Genomic DNA, 18,274 nt, shown 5'->3' with positions numbered 1-18,274 from the left:
AGACGGCCGGCGCCGGGCTCGACAGAAGAGAGCCCGGCGGCGACTGGGGAAGCCGTGAAGCGAATTCTCTGCGCGGGCCGCACCGCCTGCGCCCGGCACCGCACCGGGCGTCCACCATGACCTTCGCCGCTGCCTACCCGTTTATCACCGAATCGGGCCTGGGCCACGAGGGGACGTACATCGGCACGGACGTCTTCGGCTCCGGTGCCTTCTCCTACGACCCATGGATTCTCTACGACAAAGGTGTCATCAGCGGCCCGTCGATCGTCGTTATCGGCACCGTGGGGACAGGGAAGTCCATGTGCGGGAAATCCCTGGTGGCCAGGTCGATCACGCTGGGTCGGAAGGCCGCAGTCGCCTCCGACCCTAAGGGCGAGTGGGTCGCCGTCGCGAACGCCGTCGGCGGGAAGGTCATTTCTGTGGGCCCAGGCCGCGCGGCCCGGGTCAACCCGCTCGACGCCGGGCCGCGGTCCAGCGCCCTGAGCGAGGCGCAATGGCAGGCCGTGGTCCGTCAACGGCGCCGCTATCTGCTGGTGTCGCTGGTGTCCCTCATGCGGCAGGGGATGCCACTGCATCCGGTCGAGCACACAGCCCTGGACATGGCGCTCATGGAAACCGTGGCCCAGAACTCGAATCCCACCCTGCCGATGGTCCTGGACCACTTGCTGAACCCGTCAAGGGAAACCATCGGGCTGGTCGGCAAGGACGGAGGACAGGCCGTCAGCCACTCTCTACGGCGCACCGTATCCGGCGACCTGGAAGGCATGTTTGATGCTCCCTCCACCGTCTCCTTCGATGCTGATGCGCCCATGATGGTGATGGACACGTCCGCGCTGATCGGCGCCTCGGAGCAGGCACTGTCCCTCGCAGCGGCGTGCGGCGCCACCTGGCTGGAAGCGGCCGTGACAAACCCCGACGGCGGCAAACGGCTGGTGGTCTACGACGAGGGCTGGCGCATGCTGGCAGACCCCTACATGCTCGCCAAAATGAGCGAGCAATGGCGGCTGGCCCGTACCTACGGCATCGCGAATCTGCTCATCATGCACAAAGTGGCCGACCTCAACGAAATCGGAGACAGCACCAGCGGCCACCGCCAAAAGGCACTCGGCCTGCTCACCGAAGCCGACACCAGGATCATCTACCGGCAAAAGCACGATGCAATGCGCCTGACCAAGGAAGCGCTGGGTCTTTCAGAGGCGGAATGTGAGCACGTGGAGAACCTCCCCAAGGGCGTAGGGCTCTGGAAAGTCGGGAACCGTTCCTTCATCGTCGCCAACCGGGTCACCACCGATGAACTGGCAGTGTTCGGCACCGACGACCGGATGGTCTGAAAGCCACGATGAACCGGCGGGCGGGAGACAGTACTCCACTCGTGACGGCCGGGCTTTTCGCAACAGCCGGCTACGTTGCCCTGTGCGTCCTCGTCCAGACCGCAGCTCATCTCCAGATGCTCTGGCGTTGCGGCGGCAGTCCGCCGTCGCCCTTCAACCCGGCCGCCGCCGTCGGGCTTGTCGTCGGCCGGACTGATTGGATTATTGGTCAGCCAACGGGATGCGACGTCGGCGTCGGCGCCGTCTGGTGGGTGGTCGGCCCAGTGCTTCTTCTGGTGGCGGCGCTCGCCGTCGGGTCTGTCCTGGCATGGCGGAGGTGGAAGCAATCCGGCGCGTGGCTGCGCCAGGACATCCTGAACCGAGAGGGGATCGCCCGGCGTGCCGAAATCGTCCACGACTTTGGAGCCAGAGCCGTCCGAAGGCGAGGAGTATTCACACGGCCAGGTCTGGCCAAACCCCGGATCGAGGACGTGGCCTGGACGCTGGGCCGATCGCGCGGCGTCACGATCCACGTCTCGACCGAAGAATCCATGGTCATCCAAGGCGCGCCGCGCTCCGGCAAGGGCCTCTACGTGGTCATCAATGCGATCCTCGACGCGCCGGGTGCCGTGGTCACCACGTCCACCCGCGCCGACAACCTGGTGGTCACTATGAAGGCCCGCGCCACGGGCGGCAGACCCGTGACAGTGTTCGATCCACAAGGCATGTCCGGGCTGCCTTCAACGCTTCGCTGGTCTCCAGTCCGCGGCTGCGAGGACCCGGACATCGCCACCCGCCGCGCGCTCGTCATCACCGCCGACACCGAGATGAAAGGCGAAAACGCGGCGTGGCAAAAGCGCTCGCTGATCATCCTGCAATGCCTCCTGCACGCCGCGGCGCTGTCCGGAGAAGGTGTCCGTGCGTTTCGAAGATGGTCCTCAAGCCCTGTCCTGGCGCGTGAGGCATTGGAGGTGCTCAGCCGGCCAGACGCGGCGCTGGGATGGCAGGCCGATCTCATGGGCATTCTTGAGGATGACCCCCGGAATACGTCCAACTCCTGGATCGGTGTCTCGGCAGCGGTTGCGCCGCTGTCATCGCCGAAAGTACTCGCCGCTTTGGAACCCTTGGACGAATCCGAGGAATTTGATCCAAAGACATTCATCCGTGACTGCGGCACCCTGTATCTGATCGGGACCCGCGCCGGAGCAGCCGCAGCCGGGCCGTACCTTTCGGCTTTGATCGACGATATCGACAACGCCGCCCGCGAGATGGCCTTCATCGCCCCCGGTGGCAGGCTGGATCCCCCGCTGTCCCTCATCCTGGACGAGATTGCGAACCTGGCACCGTGGCCGGGCTTGCCGATCGCCCTCTCTGACGGGGGCGGCATCGGCATTTCCACACTTGTGGTCCTGCAGTCCCTGTCCCAGGCGCGGACGGGATGGTCTATCGATGAAGCCGCAACCATTTGGGACTCGGCCATCATCAAGGTGATCTTCGGCGGCGGCTCTGACGAGCGTGACCTTCGTTCGCTCGCCGGGCTGCTGGGGGAGCGGAGCCTGATCCTGAACACCCGTTCCTGGTCCGCGCAGGGCCGCCAGGACGGCGAACAGATCAGGGAAAGCCCAGTCCTGGCGCTGCACGAGATCAGGCGCCTGCCCGCCGGGACAGCCCTCATGCTGGGGCGGCGAACCCGTCCCATCCTGTTGGACCTGCGCGAATGGCACAAGCGTAAGGACGCGGCTGAACTTGGCCGGTCGAAGCTGGAGCTTGAACAGGCGCTGGCGGACGGGCACCGCCTGCGGCAGCAAACAACCGCGGAGGTGAGCGATGGCGAGCCAGGATGACACCGAACGCTTTGAGATCCCCTCAACCGGAGGAGAGGACGACGACCTGACGGCCGAGCTCTTCCGATCCGCATTCCGGCCGCCCGGGAGGGTGACCGGCGTGACCTACCGTTGGCGGCAGATGACGGCGGCGCAGGCTCGGACTGTGTGGGGCGATCTGGCGGTGTGGGTCAGATGGCTAGTGGCCACGTACCAGCTGACGACGTCGGTGGTTCCGGATTGCTGGTGGCGCCACACCGAGATCGTTGCCGAGCTATACGCGCTGCACCGGGCGGAACTGGCCTCCTACGCCAGCGACGATCCCGGTTTCGGACCGCTCGCCTTCCACGAGCGGCTGCCACATGCCGTCGAGCGTCTGCGGACCCATACCCGTACGGCCGGCTGCGTCGGCCTGCAGGCGCACAAGGAGCCCGCCTTGAGGATCCTGCGGTTGGATGCGCCGGGCTTCGTTGAGTGGCAGGCGGCTTCCCACCAAGTCGGCGACGAGTTCTGAAGTCATGCTGTTTGCGTCTCCCAGGACATGAATAAGTATCCGCTGGGTGTTCCCGGCGGGAACCCGAGAAGCATGGAGGGCAGCCGTCGTGGCCCCTGAACCTGATCACGCATCCAGCGATGTGGCGGCAAATGCCGCGTTCAGCGCCGACCATCCCGGTAATGCGCGCATGACACCTGAAGAGCGCATCGCTGCTTTGACCGGTGGTCTCCATAGGATCCTGGAAAAGGCCGTTGAATCTCCGTCGCACTGGCAGGTGCTGCTGGACGCTTCGGCAACCCTGTGGCGTTACTCGGGCGGCAACATTGCCCTGCTCATGATGCAGATGGCTCAGCGCGGCACCGATGAGCCCACCCTGGTGGCCGGCTACAAGGAATGGGCTCGCCAGGGCCGCACCGTGTCGCGGGGTGAGCATGCACTCTGGGTGATCGCGCCCCGCACGGCCCGCGTTCAGCAGGTGACACTTCCTGACGGTACCCGGCAGCGCGTCCCGGCGCGCGAGCAGATGCCGCCAGGCGCCGTCGACGATGGAAAGAAGACCGTTATCACCGGTTGGCGCGGGCAGGCAGTCTTTGACGTCTCGCAGACGCAGGGGACACCGCTGTTGGTGCCCCGCGGCGGTGCCGCCGCTGACGTGGATGCGAGTGAGCTGTGGCGATCCCTTGCGGCAGCCGCCAGCAGGCACGGGTTCGACGTCGAGGTTACGGACGCCCAATACGGGCTCACAAGCGGCTTTACGGACTTCGCCGGACACCGGGTCCAGGTGGGTGCCTGGCTGGGCCTGGAAGAGCGGACAGTGGTCCTAGCTCACGAGCTTGGGCACGTGCTGCTCCATGGACCGGACGACGAGATAGGCCGGCTCTACGACAGCAGCGCGGACCACCGGGGGCTGGCTGAAGTCGAGGCTGAATCCGTCGCCTACACCGTGCTCAGGGCCCACGGCATCGACCGAGGCCCGCAATCCGCCACCTACTTGGCCGGATGGGCTGACGCCGTCAGTGAGGCAGAGAACGATGCGATGGCTCACCACGCCGGCGGCAAGCTACCAGGTTCGCGCGCGGACATTGCCAAGTCAGTACTGGGCCGAGTCACCGCTGCCAGCAAGGGAATTCTCGAAATCACCCATCCGCCGGGATTCGGCGGCAAGATCTCCGCAGTTGACGCGGACCCTCGCGTGTACACCGCGGCGTCCTTTATGGGCGTGGAAAAGCCCGCGCGGTCTGTGGACGGGCCAGTAATGGCCGGGCCGTAATGACGGCAGTACCAAATCTGTTCGGTGGGAGAGTCCCGCTGGCACCTGAAAGGAGAAGATCAATGAACACCAAGATCCCGGTTAGCATCGCGGGCAATCTCGTCGCCGATCCCGAACTGAGCATCGGCGAGAGCAGCGTGGCCCACGCTAAGCTTCGTGTCGCCGTCAACCAGCGTATCCAGGGGGCAGACGGCACATGGCACGATGGAGAACCCGTCTTCCATAATGTATCCGCCTTCCGCGCGTTAGCCGAAAACGTCGCGACGTCGCTAAAGAAGGGCGACCCGGTCACTGTCGCGGGGGAGCTGGAATTCCGCTCGTACGAAAAGGACGGCGAACGCCGCGAAGCCCGGCGTATCGTGGCCGATACGATCGGGCCGGACCTGCGCTTCGGCACCGCGGTGTATCAGCGTTCCTCGCACATGGCAGCTGCGGGGACGAAAGCTGAAGTTGAGGCAAGTCCTGACGCTCCCGCGTTGGCGGAGGTCGCTGCGCCGGCGTACAACCTCACCTCGAAGAGCCCGGTTGTGGTGCCCCCTTTCGGGAACGCGGGAACGAATGAGTTGAGCTACTGAAGCGGCAATGTTGTATTGAGGGGGCGCCGAACCTACCTGCCGAACAGAATATTTTGGTCTCCGCCAGCCAGATGTGCACGACCAATGCGAGATTGCCTCGTTGCGAGACGGCGTACGACTCTCGTGACGCCGGGCCCAGCTTCGAGGGAGAGACTCCGCGAAGGAGGCTTATCAACATGCACCTGAAAAACATGGTGGCGAGACGCGGTATGTCCCTAATTTGGCAGGCTCCCAATCTGTCTCGTCCAGCTGTCTTTCAACCGATCGGTTGAGAGACAGCGCGAACCGGCATGAAGGGTGTCCCACCTCGCCTCAGTTTGATGAATCGTCCACCGAGGAAGATCACGTGAATATGGCAGTTCGGTTCAGGTCAGGTGCCCGCGCGGCTAACTGTTCGCCTAAGACGCCGGGCCAACGCCGGCAGGCGGACACTACTGGCCGCGAAGCTTAACGTTTATAACCTCGCGGGGCGAGGTCCCAAGCTGCCCCGCAACGTTCACGGAAAAAGACCCCTTAAGCACCAAGCTTCCCGCTCCGTAGCCGCCATTATCAATTTGCACGTTGGCCGATGCGTCTTGAGTGAGATGGAGCCAGTACGCTCCAGAAGGGCATTCAAACATGTCAAGACAAGGCCGCATCGTGTACAAGACCAAAATGTCTCCAGGGAGTAATTGGCTCGCCTCGGCTGCGGTCGGCGTATGACATGCGGTGCTGGACCACTTGCACGTCACGTCTAACTGAACCTGTTTACCGTCATTGTCCTTGAGAAAGGTTGCTAGGTGTGCGGATTGATCCACTGATTCGATTGTCGACTCGAATGTCGCAGGGCCGGCAAGTTGGCCCTGCAGGGTGAGCAGACCCGACACGAGACCCACAAGTACAGCCACGCCGCCTACAAAGGCCCATGCGATCTTCCATGGGTTTCGGCTACTCTCCTTACCTGCCATTTCAAGCCCCATCGAGGTGGTGCGCTAGCCGGAGAATCGAGCCGGCTTGGTGCCGAGTGACAGCAGACGAAAGAATGATTGCCAGGTCCATGCAAGAGAGCTTCACACCGATTGGCTGCGCTCGTCTATAGGCCCACCTCGTCCTGAGCCCTTACCACCGTCTCTAGGAGCCTCCCAGGGGTTCTAGAGCGTCCGGAGGGGCGGCTAGGGAATATCAAGCTCAACCTGGGCCCTCGTCGCGATTGAGGGGCGCCTGCGCCTTCCAATAGAGGGTGGGGGTGTACCCCCTCAGATGCCACGGGCGCCCCGGTGGTGATAGCGGCTACGGTCGTGTACGGGTTCGGAAGCCGTGGACCGGAAGCGGCGAGCCCCAGCCGCTCGCCGCGACACGGAGGCTCTACCTGATGCGCTTGTTGCGCTTGTACTCTTCCCAGAGTTCGGCCCCGATCCGACTGTCGGGCAGGTATGCCGCGCGTACCTCAGGCGAGTTTTCCCAGGCATCCGGGGTCACGCACTTGCTCAACGCCTCCGCCTTTGCGGACTCGTACTCTTCGGCGGCTTCCTGGCCCGGAGTCTTGGCGGGAACGATCAGGGCATTCTGATAGTTTGCCCAGTTGCGCTCGGCCTTCGCCCGTGCGGTGAGGCCCGCCCTGCGGGCGTCGTCCCGCGAGCGGAAGGCGCGGGGGTCGTTCGGCACCTGCCACCGATCAGGGCTGGTCTCTGCAGGCTCGAAATCCAAGGAATCCGGGTGGGGCGGCGGGGTCGGGTCCGTCCCTGCCTCGGTCTCTGCGATGTGTTCCGCGCCGGTCTTAAGGCGGCGGAAGTACTCATACCCGTCGTTAGTCATTGTTGGCTGCTCCTTTTTTGTCAGCGGCTGCCTTCGTAGCAGCCCTTGCAATGCAAGCCATGCGTCGCGAGCGATAAATGTGGCCGTCGTACTCCCAGGCACGCGGCCCATGCTCGATGATGTCGTCGGTGTTCGTCCTGCAATTTCCTTTCGTCAGGTGGGTTCATGGGTAGTCGTAGGGGATCGGCGCCGCCCCGGGCGCGCGCCGTATCCTCCAATGCCCAGGAACGGCACCAGGGAATCCGTGAGCCGCCGCCCAGAGCATGAGCGCTACTGAGGTCTTGCCCCTGTCGTCTGCGTCAGTCCAGAACGCCGCCCCAGGGTGGCGGGCTCGGCGGTCCCGCCGGTAAAGGTTCACCCGGGCCGTCACCGGTTCAAGGTGGCGAGGGTTGACGCAGCGCCGCCTCAGCCTGTCCGCATCCTCGGAAGCATCTCCAGAAGGGCCGCCGCACAGGTGGTCCAGTTGTCGGGCTTGCCCGTGGGTGCCGATAAACAGCAGGTACATCAAGCAGCGAACGAGCCAATCGCAACCGTCCACGAAGCAGTGGGCATAGCCGTTTTCGTCCACGCTGCCGGCCCACAACCAGCACCCCGTTACCGGGTCTGGCTGAATCAAAGAGGCAACCTGCTCAAGCAGGGCTTCCAACAGGTCTGGTGGCAGACGAGCCAGGGCCAGCGACTCGTGGCGACGGCAGTAGCCAAGCTTGGCGACAGCGGTGGGACAGCCTGGTTCGCTGCACTTCTGTACCCCCTTTCGCCCTGGACGGGGCGCATGCGTGTTGCAGAACCCGCGTGCATGGTGGGGTCGGTCGCAGCCCGGAAGGCTGAACGGACGGCGGGTCGTTTTGGGCAGCGGAGACCTCCTGTCACGTCACGTTTTTGAGGGTTTTGTGCGTTTCGCTCACCAGCGTTTCGCCCTACTGGCGCCAGGGAAGCGCGGCGGTTGCGCGGCGCTCGCCGCAGGGGTGGTTATTACTACAAGGCATGGCAACCAATGGGACTACCCGTGGGTGACTGGGACAGCCCCCAAGGCTGGACCAGCCGATCAGTGGATCTCGTCATGGAAACCATTTTGGGGACTTTCGCACCAGTTCCGTTTGCGGTTTCACACCGTTCGCTGACGGCGCACGCGAGCGCCGTCCCCCATTGATAAGTGTTGGTGACGAGGTCAAGTCCTCAGCCTCGGTTATGCTCATCGACAGTACCGATACAGCTAAGGGAATGTATGCCAAGCGAAGCAGTAACCCGAAAAAAGCGAATTGATCCCCGCCTTAGAAAAGCCGGGTGGACGGTGGCATCGAGGAAAGCCGTAAGTAACTCGGTTCCGGGCGATCCTACCGCGGTTGAAGAGTGGCCAACGGCGGCCGGTCTTGCCGACTACGTCCTTTGCGACGAGGGGGCCATTCGGGGCGTAGTTGAGGCCAAGAAATCCACTGTCGGTCCTCAGGGCGTCCTCACCCAGGCGGAGCGCTATTCGCGCGGCATCGCCGTTCCAAAGCTGATTCGCGGTGAGTTCGGCGTTCCGTTCCTGTATTCGACGAATGGCGAGCAGATTCACTTTCGCGACGTACGGCGGGAAGCTAGTCGGTCCCGGCAGGTTTCAGCCTTCCATACGCCGGCTGCCCTCAGCGAAATGTTGGCGCGGGACTCGAGTGCTGAGTTTGCGAGTCTGAGTGGCATGCCATTCAAGCCGGGTATTCGTCGCTATCAGGTCGAAGCTAACCAAGCAGTTGAGGATGCCCTCATCGGCGGTAGGCGAAAGATGCTCGTCACCATGGCTACAGGAACGGGCAAGACACTCATGAGCGTCAACCAGATCTACCGGTTGATGAAATCAGGCGTGGCCCGCCGCGTGCTGTTCCTAGTAGACCGTAGGGCATTGGCTGCCCAAACCGTCAGAGCCTTCGCTTCGTTCGAGGCGGAGCCAGGACTCAAGTTCGACAAGATCTACCCGGTATATTCGCAGGCCTTCAGGCCGGAGGATCTCGGCGACGAGGATAAGTTCGACGCTACCGTCATGCCGACCTCGCTGCTCACTACGCCGAAACTAGGTGACGCGTTCGTCTACGTGGCAACAATCCAGCGTATGTCGATGAACCTGTTCGGGGGGGTCGGTGCTTTGCGCATCGACGATGACGAGGTTGACGCCGATGTTGAGCAGCTGGACCTACCCATCCATGCCTTCGATTTGATCGTCGCAGATGAGTGTCACCGCGGCTACTCGGCAAGGGACCGCGCTGTCTGGCGTGACACTCTGGACCACTTCGATGCCATCAAAATAGGTTTGACGGCCACACCGGCGGCCCACACCGCCGCCTACTTTGAGCACACGGTATTCCGCTATGAGTACGAGCGTGCGGTACGCGAGGGCTACCTTGTGGATTATGACGTCGTCAAGGTCAAGTCAAACGTGCGCATAAACGGCGTCTTCCTGCGCGAGGGTGATCAAATAGACGAAGTTGATCCCGAAACCGGTGACATACGGCTCGATCTACTCGAGGATGAACGAGCCTTCGATGCCAGTGAGATCGAGCGAAAAGTCACTGCGCCGGACTCCAACCGCAAGATCCTTGAGGAACTGAAGCGCTACACCGACGACTTCGAGGCTGAACGCGGACGCTTTCCCAAAACACTTATATTCGCGGCCAACGACTTGCCGCATGTCTCGCATGCTGACCAATTGGTGGACTTGGCGCGTGGGGTTTTTGGACGGGGGGACGATTTCGTGTCCAAAATCACTGGCCGGGTCGATCGACCGTTGCAACGGATCCGCGAGTTCCGAAATCGTCCAAACCCTGGGATTACTGTCACCGTTGACATGCTGACGACGGGCGTCGACATCCCTGACTTGGAATTCATTGTCTTCCTCCGCCCCGTCAAGTCACGCATTCTGTTCGAGCAGATGCTAGGGCGCGGAACGCGCCTCGGGGGCGACAAAGCGCCGGACAAAGATCACTTCGTCGTCTTCGACTGCTTCGACGGCAGCCTGCTGGCATACTTCAAAAACACCACCGGTATCACCGCCGAGCCGGCGGCGAGTGATAACAAGACGATTGCCCAGATTATTGAGGAGATCTGGCAGAACAAAGATCGCGACCATAACGTTCGACGCCTGGTCAAGCGTCTGCAGCGCGTTGCCAAGGGGATGAGCGGCGAGGCCTACGAGGCCTTTGCGGCCTTCGTGCCGGACGGCGACATCGGCGACTGGTCAAGCCAGCTACCAACCTTGCTACGTAGCGCGTTCACTCCCACGATGGGCGTGCTCCGCGACCCCGCGTTCCAGCGATTGCTCGAGACCTATCCTCGCGGCGGCCGCAGTTTTGTCGTCGCCACCACCGCAGTTGACGAGGTCAGCTCCGAGTGGCTGATCCGCGGCACGACCGGTCAAGAGTACAAGCCCGACGACTATCTGACGGCGTTCGCAGACTTTGTGCGCGCGGAGGCCGGTGCAATCGACGCCCTCGGCGTGCTCTTGCAGCGCCCGAAGAGCTGGAACCCAGCTGCCTTGACCGAGTTGCGTCAGGCGCTAAGTCGGGCGCCTGAGCACTTTACCGAGGCGAACTTGGAGCGGGCCCACCGCGCCAAGTACAGTAAGGCGCTGGTCGATATCATTTCGATGGTCAAGCATGCCGCTGCCGAGACAGCGCCGCTTTTAACGGCCGAGGAGCGCGTAAGTGCTGCCGTTGCCAGGGTGACGGCCGGGCGAAGCCTGACCGACGAGCAACAACTGTGGATCGCCTTGATCGAGAGACATCTGGTGGCCAACCTGTCGATCGAACGCGATGACTTCAACCTCATCCCGATCCTCTCCGCCCGTGGCGGTTGGGGCCGCGCTAATCGCGCCTTCGATCAACAGCTGGACGAATGGCTAGCACAACTAAACGAGGAGCTGGTCGTCACATGACCGACGTTGTAGGAAAACTATGGGGCTACGCCTCGACGCTGCGCCACGACGGCGTGGACTACGGTGACTACATCGAGCAGCTGACCTACATGCTTTTTCTCAAGATGGCCGATGAGCAGGGCATCGACCTGCCGGCGTATGCAGACGAGAAAGATAACGGCGAGAAGGTGCAGGTACCCTGCGACTGGCCCTTTCTTCGAAAGCAGTCGGGCACCGACCTGACGGCGCACTACACAAAAGCTCTCATTACGCTCGGCAAACAGCCTGGAATGTTGGGCGACATTTTCGGTGGCGCGCAGAATCGACTGGCTAATCCGGCAACGCTCGCTCGCCTCGTCAAGGCTATCGACGAGACCGAGTGGACCAGCCTTGAAGTCGACGTCAAGGCCGCTGCCTTTGAAGGATTGTTGGAGAAGTCAGCCGCCGAAGGCAAGAAGGGTGCCGGTCAGTACTTCACGCCGCGTCCATTGATTCGTGCCATGGTAAGCCTGATTCAGCCAGATCCTCGCGCCAATCAGTCATTCTCGATCACCGATCCCGCTTGCGGGACCGGTGGATTCCTGGTGGCCGCCTATGAGTGGCTGAAAGAACAGACCGGCGGCGCGCTCGACCGTGAGACGGCCCGTCGAGTAAAGACGTCGACGTATTATGGCCAGGAGCTGGTCGCACGGCCACGACGTCTAGCCCTCATGAATCTCTATTTGCATCAAGTAGAGCCACAGATATCGCTTGGCGACTCCATTTACGAGGTTCCTGGCAGCGAGCGATTCAATGTGGTCCTGACCAACCCGCCGTTCGGCAACCGGGGCGCCAGCCAGGTGCCGCAGCGCGAGGACTTCACAATCGAGACGGCTAACAAGCAGCTCAACTTCCTGCAGCACATCCTGACCATTCTGAAGGTGGGCGGCCGCGCCGCCGTTGTCGTGCCGGACAACGTGCTCTTCGCGGATAAGGCGGGTGAAGTCTTCGAAATATTGATGAAGGATGCGGACGTCCACACCGTTCTTCGGTGCCCGCGGGGTACTTTCACGCCGTATACCGAGGGAACCAACACAAACGTAATCTTCTTCACTAAGGGCAGACCAACGACGAAAGTTTGGATCTTTGACGCCCGCGCGAACATCCCGAAAATCACAAAGGTTGCGCGTCCCCTGACGGACGATTTTTTTGACGAGTTCATGGCCTGTTACGGTACTGACCCCAATGGCCTGTCACCCCGTCGCGAGGACATGTCAGGCGACGGTCGGTGGCGTGTGTTTGGCATGGATGAGGTTAAGCACCGCGATTACAAGATCGACAGCTTCAAGTGGCTGCGCGATGAGGAGTTGGACGACCCAGACGAAATCGGTGATCCGGCGGAGCTCTTGAGTTCTGCGCTTGCGGAATTGCAGGCCGCTGTGGCCGAGATGGAGGGGTTGCGCCACTTCGTAGCAGACGAGGTAGACGCCTGATGGAATCGCTCGACCTGCCAGACGGGTGGCGCTGGCGGCGCCTTGGGTCCGTTACTGCGCCTATATCCGAGAAAGTTTCGCCGGCAGACGCGCCAGACGCAAACTACATCGGGTTGGAGCACATCGAGGCGCACAGCCGCCGCGTTCTGGGCCGGGGCAGCGGTCGTGACGTTAGGAGTGAAAAAGTTGCATTTAGGGCTGGTGATCTCCTTTACGGCAAACTCCGGCCCTACTTGAACAAAGTGGCGCTTCCGGACTTCGACGGAATTGCATCAACGGACATCTTGGTTTTCCAGGACACTGCTGACCTAACAGTCGAGTACCTGGCACGCGTCATGAACTCGAATGCGTTCGTTCAATTCGCACACCAATCGTCCGCTGGCATGGAACTTCCGAGGACGTCCTGGAAATCGCTGTCGCAGTTCGAGCTCGCCGTGCCGCCACTTCCGGAGCAGCGGCGCATCGTGCAGCGCCTGGCCGCCGTTGAGGAACGTCGCACGACCGCTAGAGACAATCTCAACCGTGCTCGAGGGCTGCTTACGAACTACCGGCAGGCGGTCTTGGTGGCTGCCTGCTCAGGCAGGCTCACTGCGGATTGGCGGCTTGAACACTCCGAAGCCCCGACCGTTGCAGATGCGCTGGTGCGATTAGGCGAAAGACTCGTGAAGAGCCGAAAGAAGAGTGCGGGCGATGGTCCGGAGCTCGATCTCCCCGAGCTTCCAGAAACCTATGTCTTAAGCACGGTACGACAGGCTTCCGTTTTGTTGGAGTATGGGACCTCGCGAAAGGCTGCCTCTACTTCGTCCGGAGTGCCGATGCTGCGAATGGGCAACATTCAAGATGGACTGCTGGAGACGAGCGATCTCAAATACTGTCCCCTGGACGAGGAAGTCCAGTCGCTGCTACTCGCGGACGGGGATCTGCTATTTAATCGAACGAATAGCCCACAATTGGTTGGCAAGAGCGCAGTCTTTCATGACCCAGGCACCATGACCTTTGCTTCATATCTCATCCGCGTCAGATTCGCGTCCGATGTTGCTGAGCCCGATTTCGTCAATTACTGGCTTAACTCGGCATGGGGCCGTGCATGGGCTCGCGGCGTCAAGACCGACGGTGTTAGCCAGTCAAATATCAATGGCACCAAGCTTGGCGCCATGCCTTTGCCTCTCCCACCAATTGATGAGCAAAGGGAAATTGTTCGGAGAGTTCGCGAACTGCTGAGGGTAAGCCGCAATGGGCTGGGACAGATTGACGCAGCGAGCCAGCATCTCGATCGAGTGGGTCAAGCTATCCTTGCGAAGGCCCTCCGAGGCAAGCTTGCCCAGGCCGCTACAGCGGATGCGTGACCGCAAATTGACTCGATGTATGTACTGAGTCCGTCGTTGGTTCGCTTGGAACTACTCATGAGGCCGTTTCCGTTGGAGTCATCTGGAAAACAGTGGAAGGGAAGGCCTATTAGAAGACTCTTAGGCTGAGCAGCGGGAAATAGTAACAAGCCCCAACTGGGAGCAGGGCACGGTACGTTCGGTGGCGCTCCCTGCTCTATTCAGGATTCGTTGTTGAGCCCCTAATGAGGCTTCCGTATGCCGAGACGCCGTGATTACGTCGAAGGCGTGGAATAAAGCCGAGTTGTCGATGAAGTGAGATGGCATAAGTATCGGGATCGTTTTCTATTTTTTTGAAGTAGCGCATAACCCGGGCAATATCCGCCTTCGTTATGCGTTCGACTTTGAACAGTGCGAGTCGCGACGGATCGTTTTCTGAAAGACTAACGACGCGAATGGAAAACTTCTGGTCTGGCAGTTGATCGCGCAAGGCTTCATCAAGTGCGGGGACGAGCCTTAGGAGACTGTTCAACGATCGCGAGTTTTCCCCAGATGCATTCACGTCGGTGCCCTTGGTGCGCGCGCCGATTTCAAGAACAATCGAGGGCATGTGTCGGTCAAGGACCTTGTTGTCGAGTCGTCTCCTGAAATTCTTCCACTTGGTGGTAACCCCAATGGCGAAGCCGATGAACGCAGAGGCGATTGGTTGCAGGAAATCCCAATTTTCCTTCACCCACATGTAGAGATCCATCCAGGAGCCGCCACCTGCGGCCGCACCTAGGCCGTCGATCGAACAGCGGCGAGCCGGCAGCCCCCGTGTCTCAAAAAAGTCCTCAACGACCTTGGACACCTGATCCTCAACTTTTCGCTCGTCGTAGATCTGAGCAGCGCAAACGTATGTCGCAAAATCGACTCCAGAAAAGTCGTCGGGAGTACTGCCATCCAGTGGACACATTCCTTGAATGTATTGGAAGTACTCGTGCATCGCCCTCCTTGACACGAAATCTCCTCGTCGCAGTGGGGGCGGTGATAAGTCGAGCACTGCGCTTGAAGGAAGTTAGGCCTGCCCGCATGTGAACGATCCGAGTACATTCGACTCCGGATGCGAACGGAATTGCGGTCCCGTGTGATGGTTGACCTTCCGTTCATGCTTATTGATATTGACTCAGTGGACCAAGGTAAGCCTAAAGAACTAGCTGAACGGGTCGGCCGCGAGGCTAGGGCGTGCCCTTTTCGTTTCTTTCTTGGGTGGCGCCCATGCCAGGCAATTCGAAGCCTGAATGTAGTACGTCGTGGGCCAAGGCGCTCCGGGCCTAAGCTGCGCCGGATCCGGCGAAATCAGGAGAACGGCGCCGGGCCAGATGGGCTCACGTAGAGCTTCTATCCATGCGTGCTGAATATGATCAAAACGGTTCCACCGGATCGTTATCCAAGACCCTGTGGGTTGGAGGGCATCGACGCTCAGCACGGTGATCTCTGCTGTTGTGCGGTGAGTGCGCTTCGTGTCGTCGAAGTCAGTCCACTTTTCATTTGCTGCCGCCGTCCATGCGCGTTGCCGGTGGATTCGGGCCAACCAGGCAGCGCCAGTAGCAGCAGTTATCAGGAGAACGGCAAACGAGGCCACCAGTAGGACGGAGTTAGGCGGCCAGTTAACGGCCGCTATTCCGAGAAGATACGCGGCGCAGGTAGAGACGACGACGCTACCGAGGGTTAGCGCGGGCGTCGCAAGCTTCGGCTTCAGGACTGGGTTTGCATCCATGGTCTACCTTCTCGACCAGTCTAGATTTGCCAGCCGACATTGATAAGCCGGTCCTCCCACAAAATCGGGTCATCGGGCAACTTCGAAGCCTGCCTGTAGCTGGGAGACGATAGAGCCGACTGGTCAACAAGGCGGGCGATCGTTGCGCGCTGCTCCTGTTGTTCCCAGTCGTAAGAGTCAGGAACTGGTCCCAGGGGGAAGGGCGAGTCATCGATACCCCATCGGTCCCTATGGATGGCAACTTGGCGAATGACGTCCGTCACATACCCCGGAAGCGTGTCTGGACCCAAGATCTCCCTGAGCGCCCGTTTCCATTCGGTGTCACGCATCATGGCGTCGCGGGCGACATTGGTCATCCGCTGCTGGATCCGGCCCTGAACCTGGCTGATCATGTCGGCCACGTCAGGACGAGATGTGCGGACAGGTTCAGCCAAGGGATCAATTCCCACTGCGGGCATCCCGGACAAAAATTTACGGAGTCGGGAGTGGATGACAGCCGCCATATCTCGAGCTGCCGGGTCTGTTTGCAGGGCCGCGATGACAACACGTTGCGTGCTTGGACGGTTAACGCCAGTGGCCTGGCGCCACGCTGCGACAGTCGCGCCCCACGATGGTGATTGCTCGAGTTCAGCGGCCCTGCCAGGCGAGTGAACATCGAGGAACTTCACGAGGTCCTCGGCGGCTGCGATTTGGGCGAGGTAGTCGTATTCGGCACTGAGGTGCTCCAGGCTGTCCGCCTTCGACTGCTCGGCCTCGCGGACTTCGTGGGCCGTACGTTCGGCCCCCTCGGCCGCGAGGACCTCACCAAGGATCTGGCGCCACGAGGCCTGCATGGTCGGATCCAGTGGCTCGTCGTCCAAAGGGTCGTTTTCGCTGACATACGCGTGGTTTCCCGATCGTCCGCGGGTCATGCTCACGTACAGCAGTTCACGGGTGAGCCGGCCCTGGGTGACGACGGTGTGTCCGGTGTCCACAGTGATGCCCTGCGAACGGTGGGCTGTCGTCGCATATCCCAGCTCCACCGAGGACACAACATACTCTTGGCCAAGAACGATCGTTGAACCGGTGTCCCGGCGAACCGCGGTCAGCGAGCCGCTGTGCCTGCCTGTACGGACGACGTCGAGCATGGTCCCGTTCCGGATGAAGTCACCGCTGCTGTCGGAGATGCTTCGATCATTGCGGCGGGCAATGACGATGTCGCCAGCGCCGGCCCGCGATCCGTCGCTGAGCGGTACTGCGTGTTCCGCGTCCACGGTGCCTTGGATGGCGCGGTCGGCCTGGGCTCGCTGGTTGAGCATGCTGACCGTGTCATTGTCGGCCGCGATGAGAATGGACGACAGGCCTTCTTGGAGGTCCGATTGCCAGCTCAGGTAGGCTTCGTCGACCATACCGACGTACGAGCCGTGTTGGATGCGTTGGTGCCGGTCGTAGTCAGCGATGACCGCGAAGTCACCGGCACGGAGCTTGAGCGATGCGTCCTGTTCCCACTCCTGTTCGAACCGCCAAATGGTGCTCAGCCGCACCGTCTTGCCTTGCCGGTCGAGCAAGCCGAGCGTACCGCCGGCGTCAATGGCATCCAATTGACCGGGGTCGCCCACCAGCAGCACCTTGGCCCCGGCGTCCCGGGCCTGCTGTACCAGCGTGGCCAGCTGAAGGGTGGAGACCATGGAGGCCTCGTCGACGACGACCAGCTCGTTGGGTTGGAACCTCCACCTATCCTGTTCGGCGGCGAGCCGGACGGCTCTCTGAGCGAGCCGCAGCGCCGGCGGACCGGGAGTAGCACCGCCGGTGAGCTGTTGCTCGGTGTCGAAGAACTGTGCAGCCCGATGGCCGGCTCCCTGACCGACCGACTCGTAGAGCCATTTTGAGACGTTTTCAGTGGAAAGCGCCAGCTCTCGCCCGAGGACGTCGGCACTCGCCGCCGCAGGTGCCAGCCCGACGACGGTACCGACCCCGAATTCCGCTTCCCAGGCCGCCTTGACCGCGCCGAGAGTGGTGGTCTTGCCAGTTCCAGCGGGACCGACGACGGCATCAAGCCGGTTGCCGCTGAGCAGGACCTGGGCCGCCGCGGAGCGCTGGTCACTGTGGAGCTCGAGCCGACCGCGGTGTTTGTAGTTGGCGAGCGATTCCATGGTGACGGCCGCACTCACGGCCGGGCCGCCGTCGTCGTTCCGTGCCACCATGACGACATCCTCATTTGCGAGGGTCGCCGTGTCTGTGTAGAGCCGGCAGCCGTGGAAGTCGAAGATGCTGCGGTTTGCGAAGCGGAGGTCGGGCTGCGCGTTTACGGGGACGGTGTAACGGTACTCGTTGAGTGGAACGGACTGGTCTTCTGCGGCGGTGGCGACAGCATCCATCATGGTGTTGCGGTCCGCCGGTGAGTTGCAGCGGATGTCGGCGCAGACCCGTTCGGCTTCCGCGAGAAGGTTCCACCGGTTCCAGGTGGCGCGTTTCGTCGCGACGCGCTCGCGGGTTAGTGTGCCGACAGCGTCGATCCAGCTGGCAGTGAAGTCACCGGTGCAGTACGGGGCTGCGTAGGAGCGTCGCACGGTGTTCGCGAGAACGAG

General features: G+C 61.7%; 11 protein-coding genes. 8 read left to right on the top strand and 3 right to left on the bottom strand.

Features of this window, described 5'->3' with window-relative positions; translation table 11 throughout:
• Positions 1-116: 116 nt before the first annotated feature.
• The 5 genes from BJG92_RS17585 (at position 117) to BJG92_RS17565 (ending at position 5,474) form a co-directional block, all read left to right on the top strand.
• On the top strand, positions 117-1,331 hold the full coding sequence (locus tag BJG92_RS17585) for an ATP-binding protein (protein ID WP_232085264.1): 1,215 nt from the start codon (positions 117-119) through the stop codon (positions 1,329-1,331).
• Between the two features lie 41 nt (positions 1,332-1,372).
• Positions 1,373-3,154 (top strand): type IV secretory system conjugative DNA transfer family protein, encoded by a 1,782-nt coding sequence (locus tag BJG92_RS17580; RefSeq protein WP_232085263.1) that lies wholly within the window; start codon positions 1,373-1,375, stop codon positions 3,152-3,154.
• On the top strand, positions 3,138-3,647 hold the full coding sequence (locus BJG92_RS17575) for a hypothetical protein (protein WP_232085262.1): 510 nt from the start codon (positions 3,138-3,140) through the stop codon (positions 3,645-3,647). Before BJG92_RS17580 ends, BJG92_RS17575 begins: the two co-directional genes overlap by 17 nt.
• A gap of 169 nt (positions 3,648-3,816) precedes the next feature.
• Entirely contained in the window at positions 3,817-4,899 is a 1,083-nt protein-coding gene (locus BJG92_RS17570) for an ArdC-like ssDNA-binding domain-containing protein (protein WP_232085261.1), read from the top strand.
• Positions 4,900-4,961: 62 nt separating this feature from the next.
• Positions 4,962-5,474 (top strand): single-stranded DNA-binding protein, encoded by a 513-nt coding sequence (locus BJG92_RS17565; RefSeq protein ID WP_232085260.1) that lies wholly within the window; start codon positions 4,962-4,964, stop codon positions 5,472-5,474.
• Between the two features lie 1,344 nt (positions 5,475-6,818).
• On the opposite strand, the gene BJG92_RS17560 is transcribed toward BJG92_RS17565, so the two are convergent.
• Positions 6,819-7,268 (bottom strand): hypothetical protein, encoded by a 450-nt coding sequence (locus BJG92_RS17560; protein ID WP_232085259.1) that lies wholly within the window; start codon positions 7,266-7,268, stop codon positions 6,819-6,821.
• Positions 7,269-8,493: 1,225 nt separating this feature from the next.
• On the opposite strand from BJG92_RS17560, the gene BJG92_RS17555 reads away from it, so the two are divergent.
• From BJG92_RS17555 to BJG92_RS17545, 3 genes are read left to right on the top strand one after another with little or no spacing between them, the layout of a single operon-like run.
• Positions 8,494-11,172 carry a type I restriction-modification enzyme R subunit C-terminal domain-containing protein gene (locus BJG92_RS17555; protein WP_232085258.1) on the top strand — a complete coding sequence of 893 codons (2,679 nt, stop codon included), beginning with the start codon at positions 8,494-8,496 and terminating at the stop codon, positions 11,170-11,172.
• Complete coding sequence (locus BJG92_RS17550; RefSeq protein ID WP_232085257.1) at positions 11,169-12,623, top strand: class I SAM-dependent DNA methyltransferase; 1,455 nt, start codon at positions 11,169-11,171, stop codon at positions 12,621-12,623. Before BJG92_RS17555 ends, BJG92_RS17550 begins: the two co-directional genes overlap by 4 nt.
• On the top strand, positions 12,623-13,969 hold the full coding sequence (locus tag BJG92_RS17545) for a restriction endonuclease subunit S (RefSeq protein ID WP_232085256.1): 1,347 nt from the start codon (positions 12,623-12,625) through the stop codon (positions 13,967-13,969). The genes BJG92_RS17550 and BJG92_RS17545 overlap by 1 nt, the downstream gene beginning before the upstream one ends.
• 196 nt (positions 13,970-14,165) lie before the next feature.
• Here the strand turns inward: BJG92_RS17545 and BJG92_RS17540 are convergent, their stop codons facing one another.
• Together BJG92_RS17540 and BJG92_RS17535 are read right to left on the bottom strand one after the other, a co-directional pair.
• Positions 14,166-14,933: a hypothetical protein gene (locus BJG92_RS17540; protein WP_232085255.1), complete on the bottom strand. Its 768-nt coding sequence runs from the start codon at positions 14,931-14,933 to the stop codon at positions 14,166-14,168.
• A 794-nt stretch (positions 14,934-15,727) separates the two neighbouring features.
• Positions 15,728-18,067: an ATP-dependent RecD-like DNA helicase gene (locus BJG92_RS17535; protein WP_232085254.1), complete on the bottom strand. Its 2,340-nt coding sequence runs from the start codon at positions 18,065-18,067 to the stop codon at positions 15,728-15,730.
• Between the last annotated feature and the right edge of the window lie 207 nt (positions 18,068-18,274).

This window comes from Arthrobacter sp. SO5, from assembly GCF_020532805.1.
In the GTDB taxonomy this organism is placed as follows: domain Bacteria; phylum Actinomycetota; class Actinomycetes; order Actinomycetales; family Micrococcaceae; genus Arthrobacter.
The sequence above is the reverse complement of the archived record's forward strand: the minus strand, read 5'-3'. Positions and strand labels throughout refer to the sequence as shown.

Bases quoted from the DNA above. Each gene is read 5' to 3' on its own strand.
- BJG92_RS17585 (WP_232085264.1), top strand. From the start codon at position 117: ATGACCTTCGCCGCTGCCTACCCGTTTATCACCGAATCGGGCCTGGGC.
- BJG92_RS17575 (WP_232085262.1), top strand. From the start codon at position 3,138: ATGGCGAGCCAGGATGACACCGAACGCTTTGAGATCCCCTCAACCGGA.
- BJG92_RS17570 (WP_232085261.1), top strand. From the start codon at position 3,817: ATGACACCTGAAGAGCGCATCGCTGCTTTGACCGGTGGTCTCCATAGG.
- BJG92_RS17565 (WP_232085260.1), top strand. From the start codon at position 4,962: ATGAACACCAAGATCCCGGTTAGCATCGCGGGCAATCTCGTCGCCGAT.
- BJG92_RS17560 (WP_232085259.1), bottom strand. From the start codon at position 7,268: ATGACTAACGACGGGTATGAGTACTTCCGCCGCCTTAAGACCGGCGCG.
- BJG92_RS17555 (WP_232085258.1), top strand. From the start codon at position 8,494: ATGCCAAGCGAAGCAGTAACCCGAAAAAAGCGAATTGATCCCCGCCTT.
- BJG92_RS17550 (WP_232085257.1), top strand. From the start codon at position 11,169: ATGACCGACGTTGTAGGAAAACTATGGGGCTACGCCTCGACGCTGCGC.
- BJG92_RS17545 (WP_232085256.1), top strand. From the start codon at position 12,623: ATGGAATCGCTCGACCTGCCAGACGGGTGGCGCTGGCGGCGCCTTGGG.
- BJG92_RS17540 (WP_232085255.1), bottom strand. From the start codon at position 14,933: ATGCACGAGTACTTCCAATACATTCAAGGAATGTGTCCACTGGATGGC.
- BJG92_RS17535 (WP_232085254.1), bottom strand. From the start codon at position 18,067: ATGATGGATGCTGTCGCCACCGCCGCAGAAGACCAGTCCGTTCCACTC.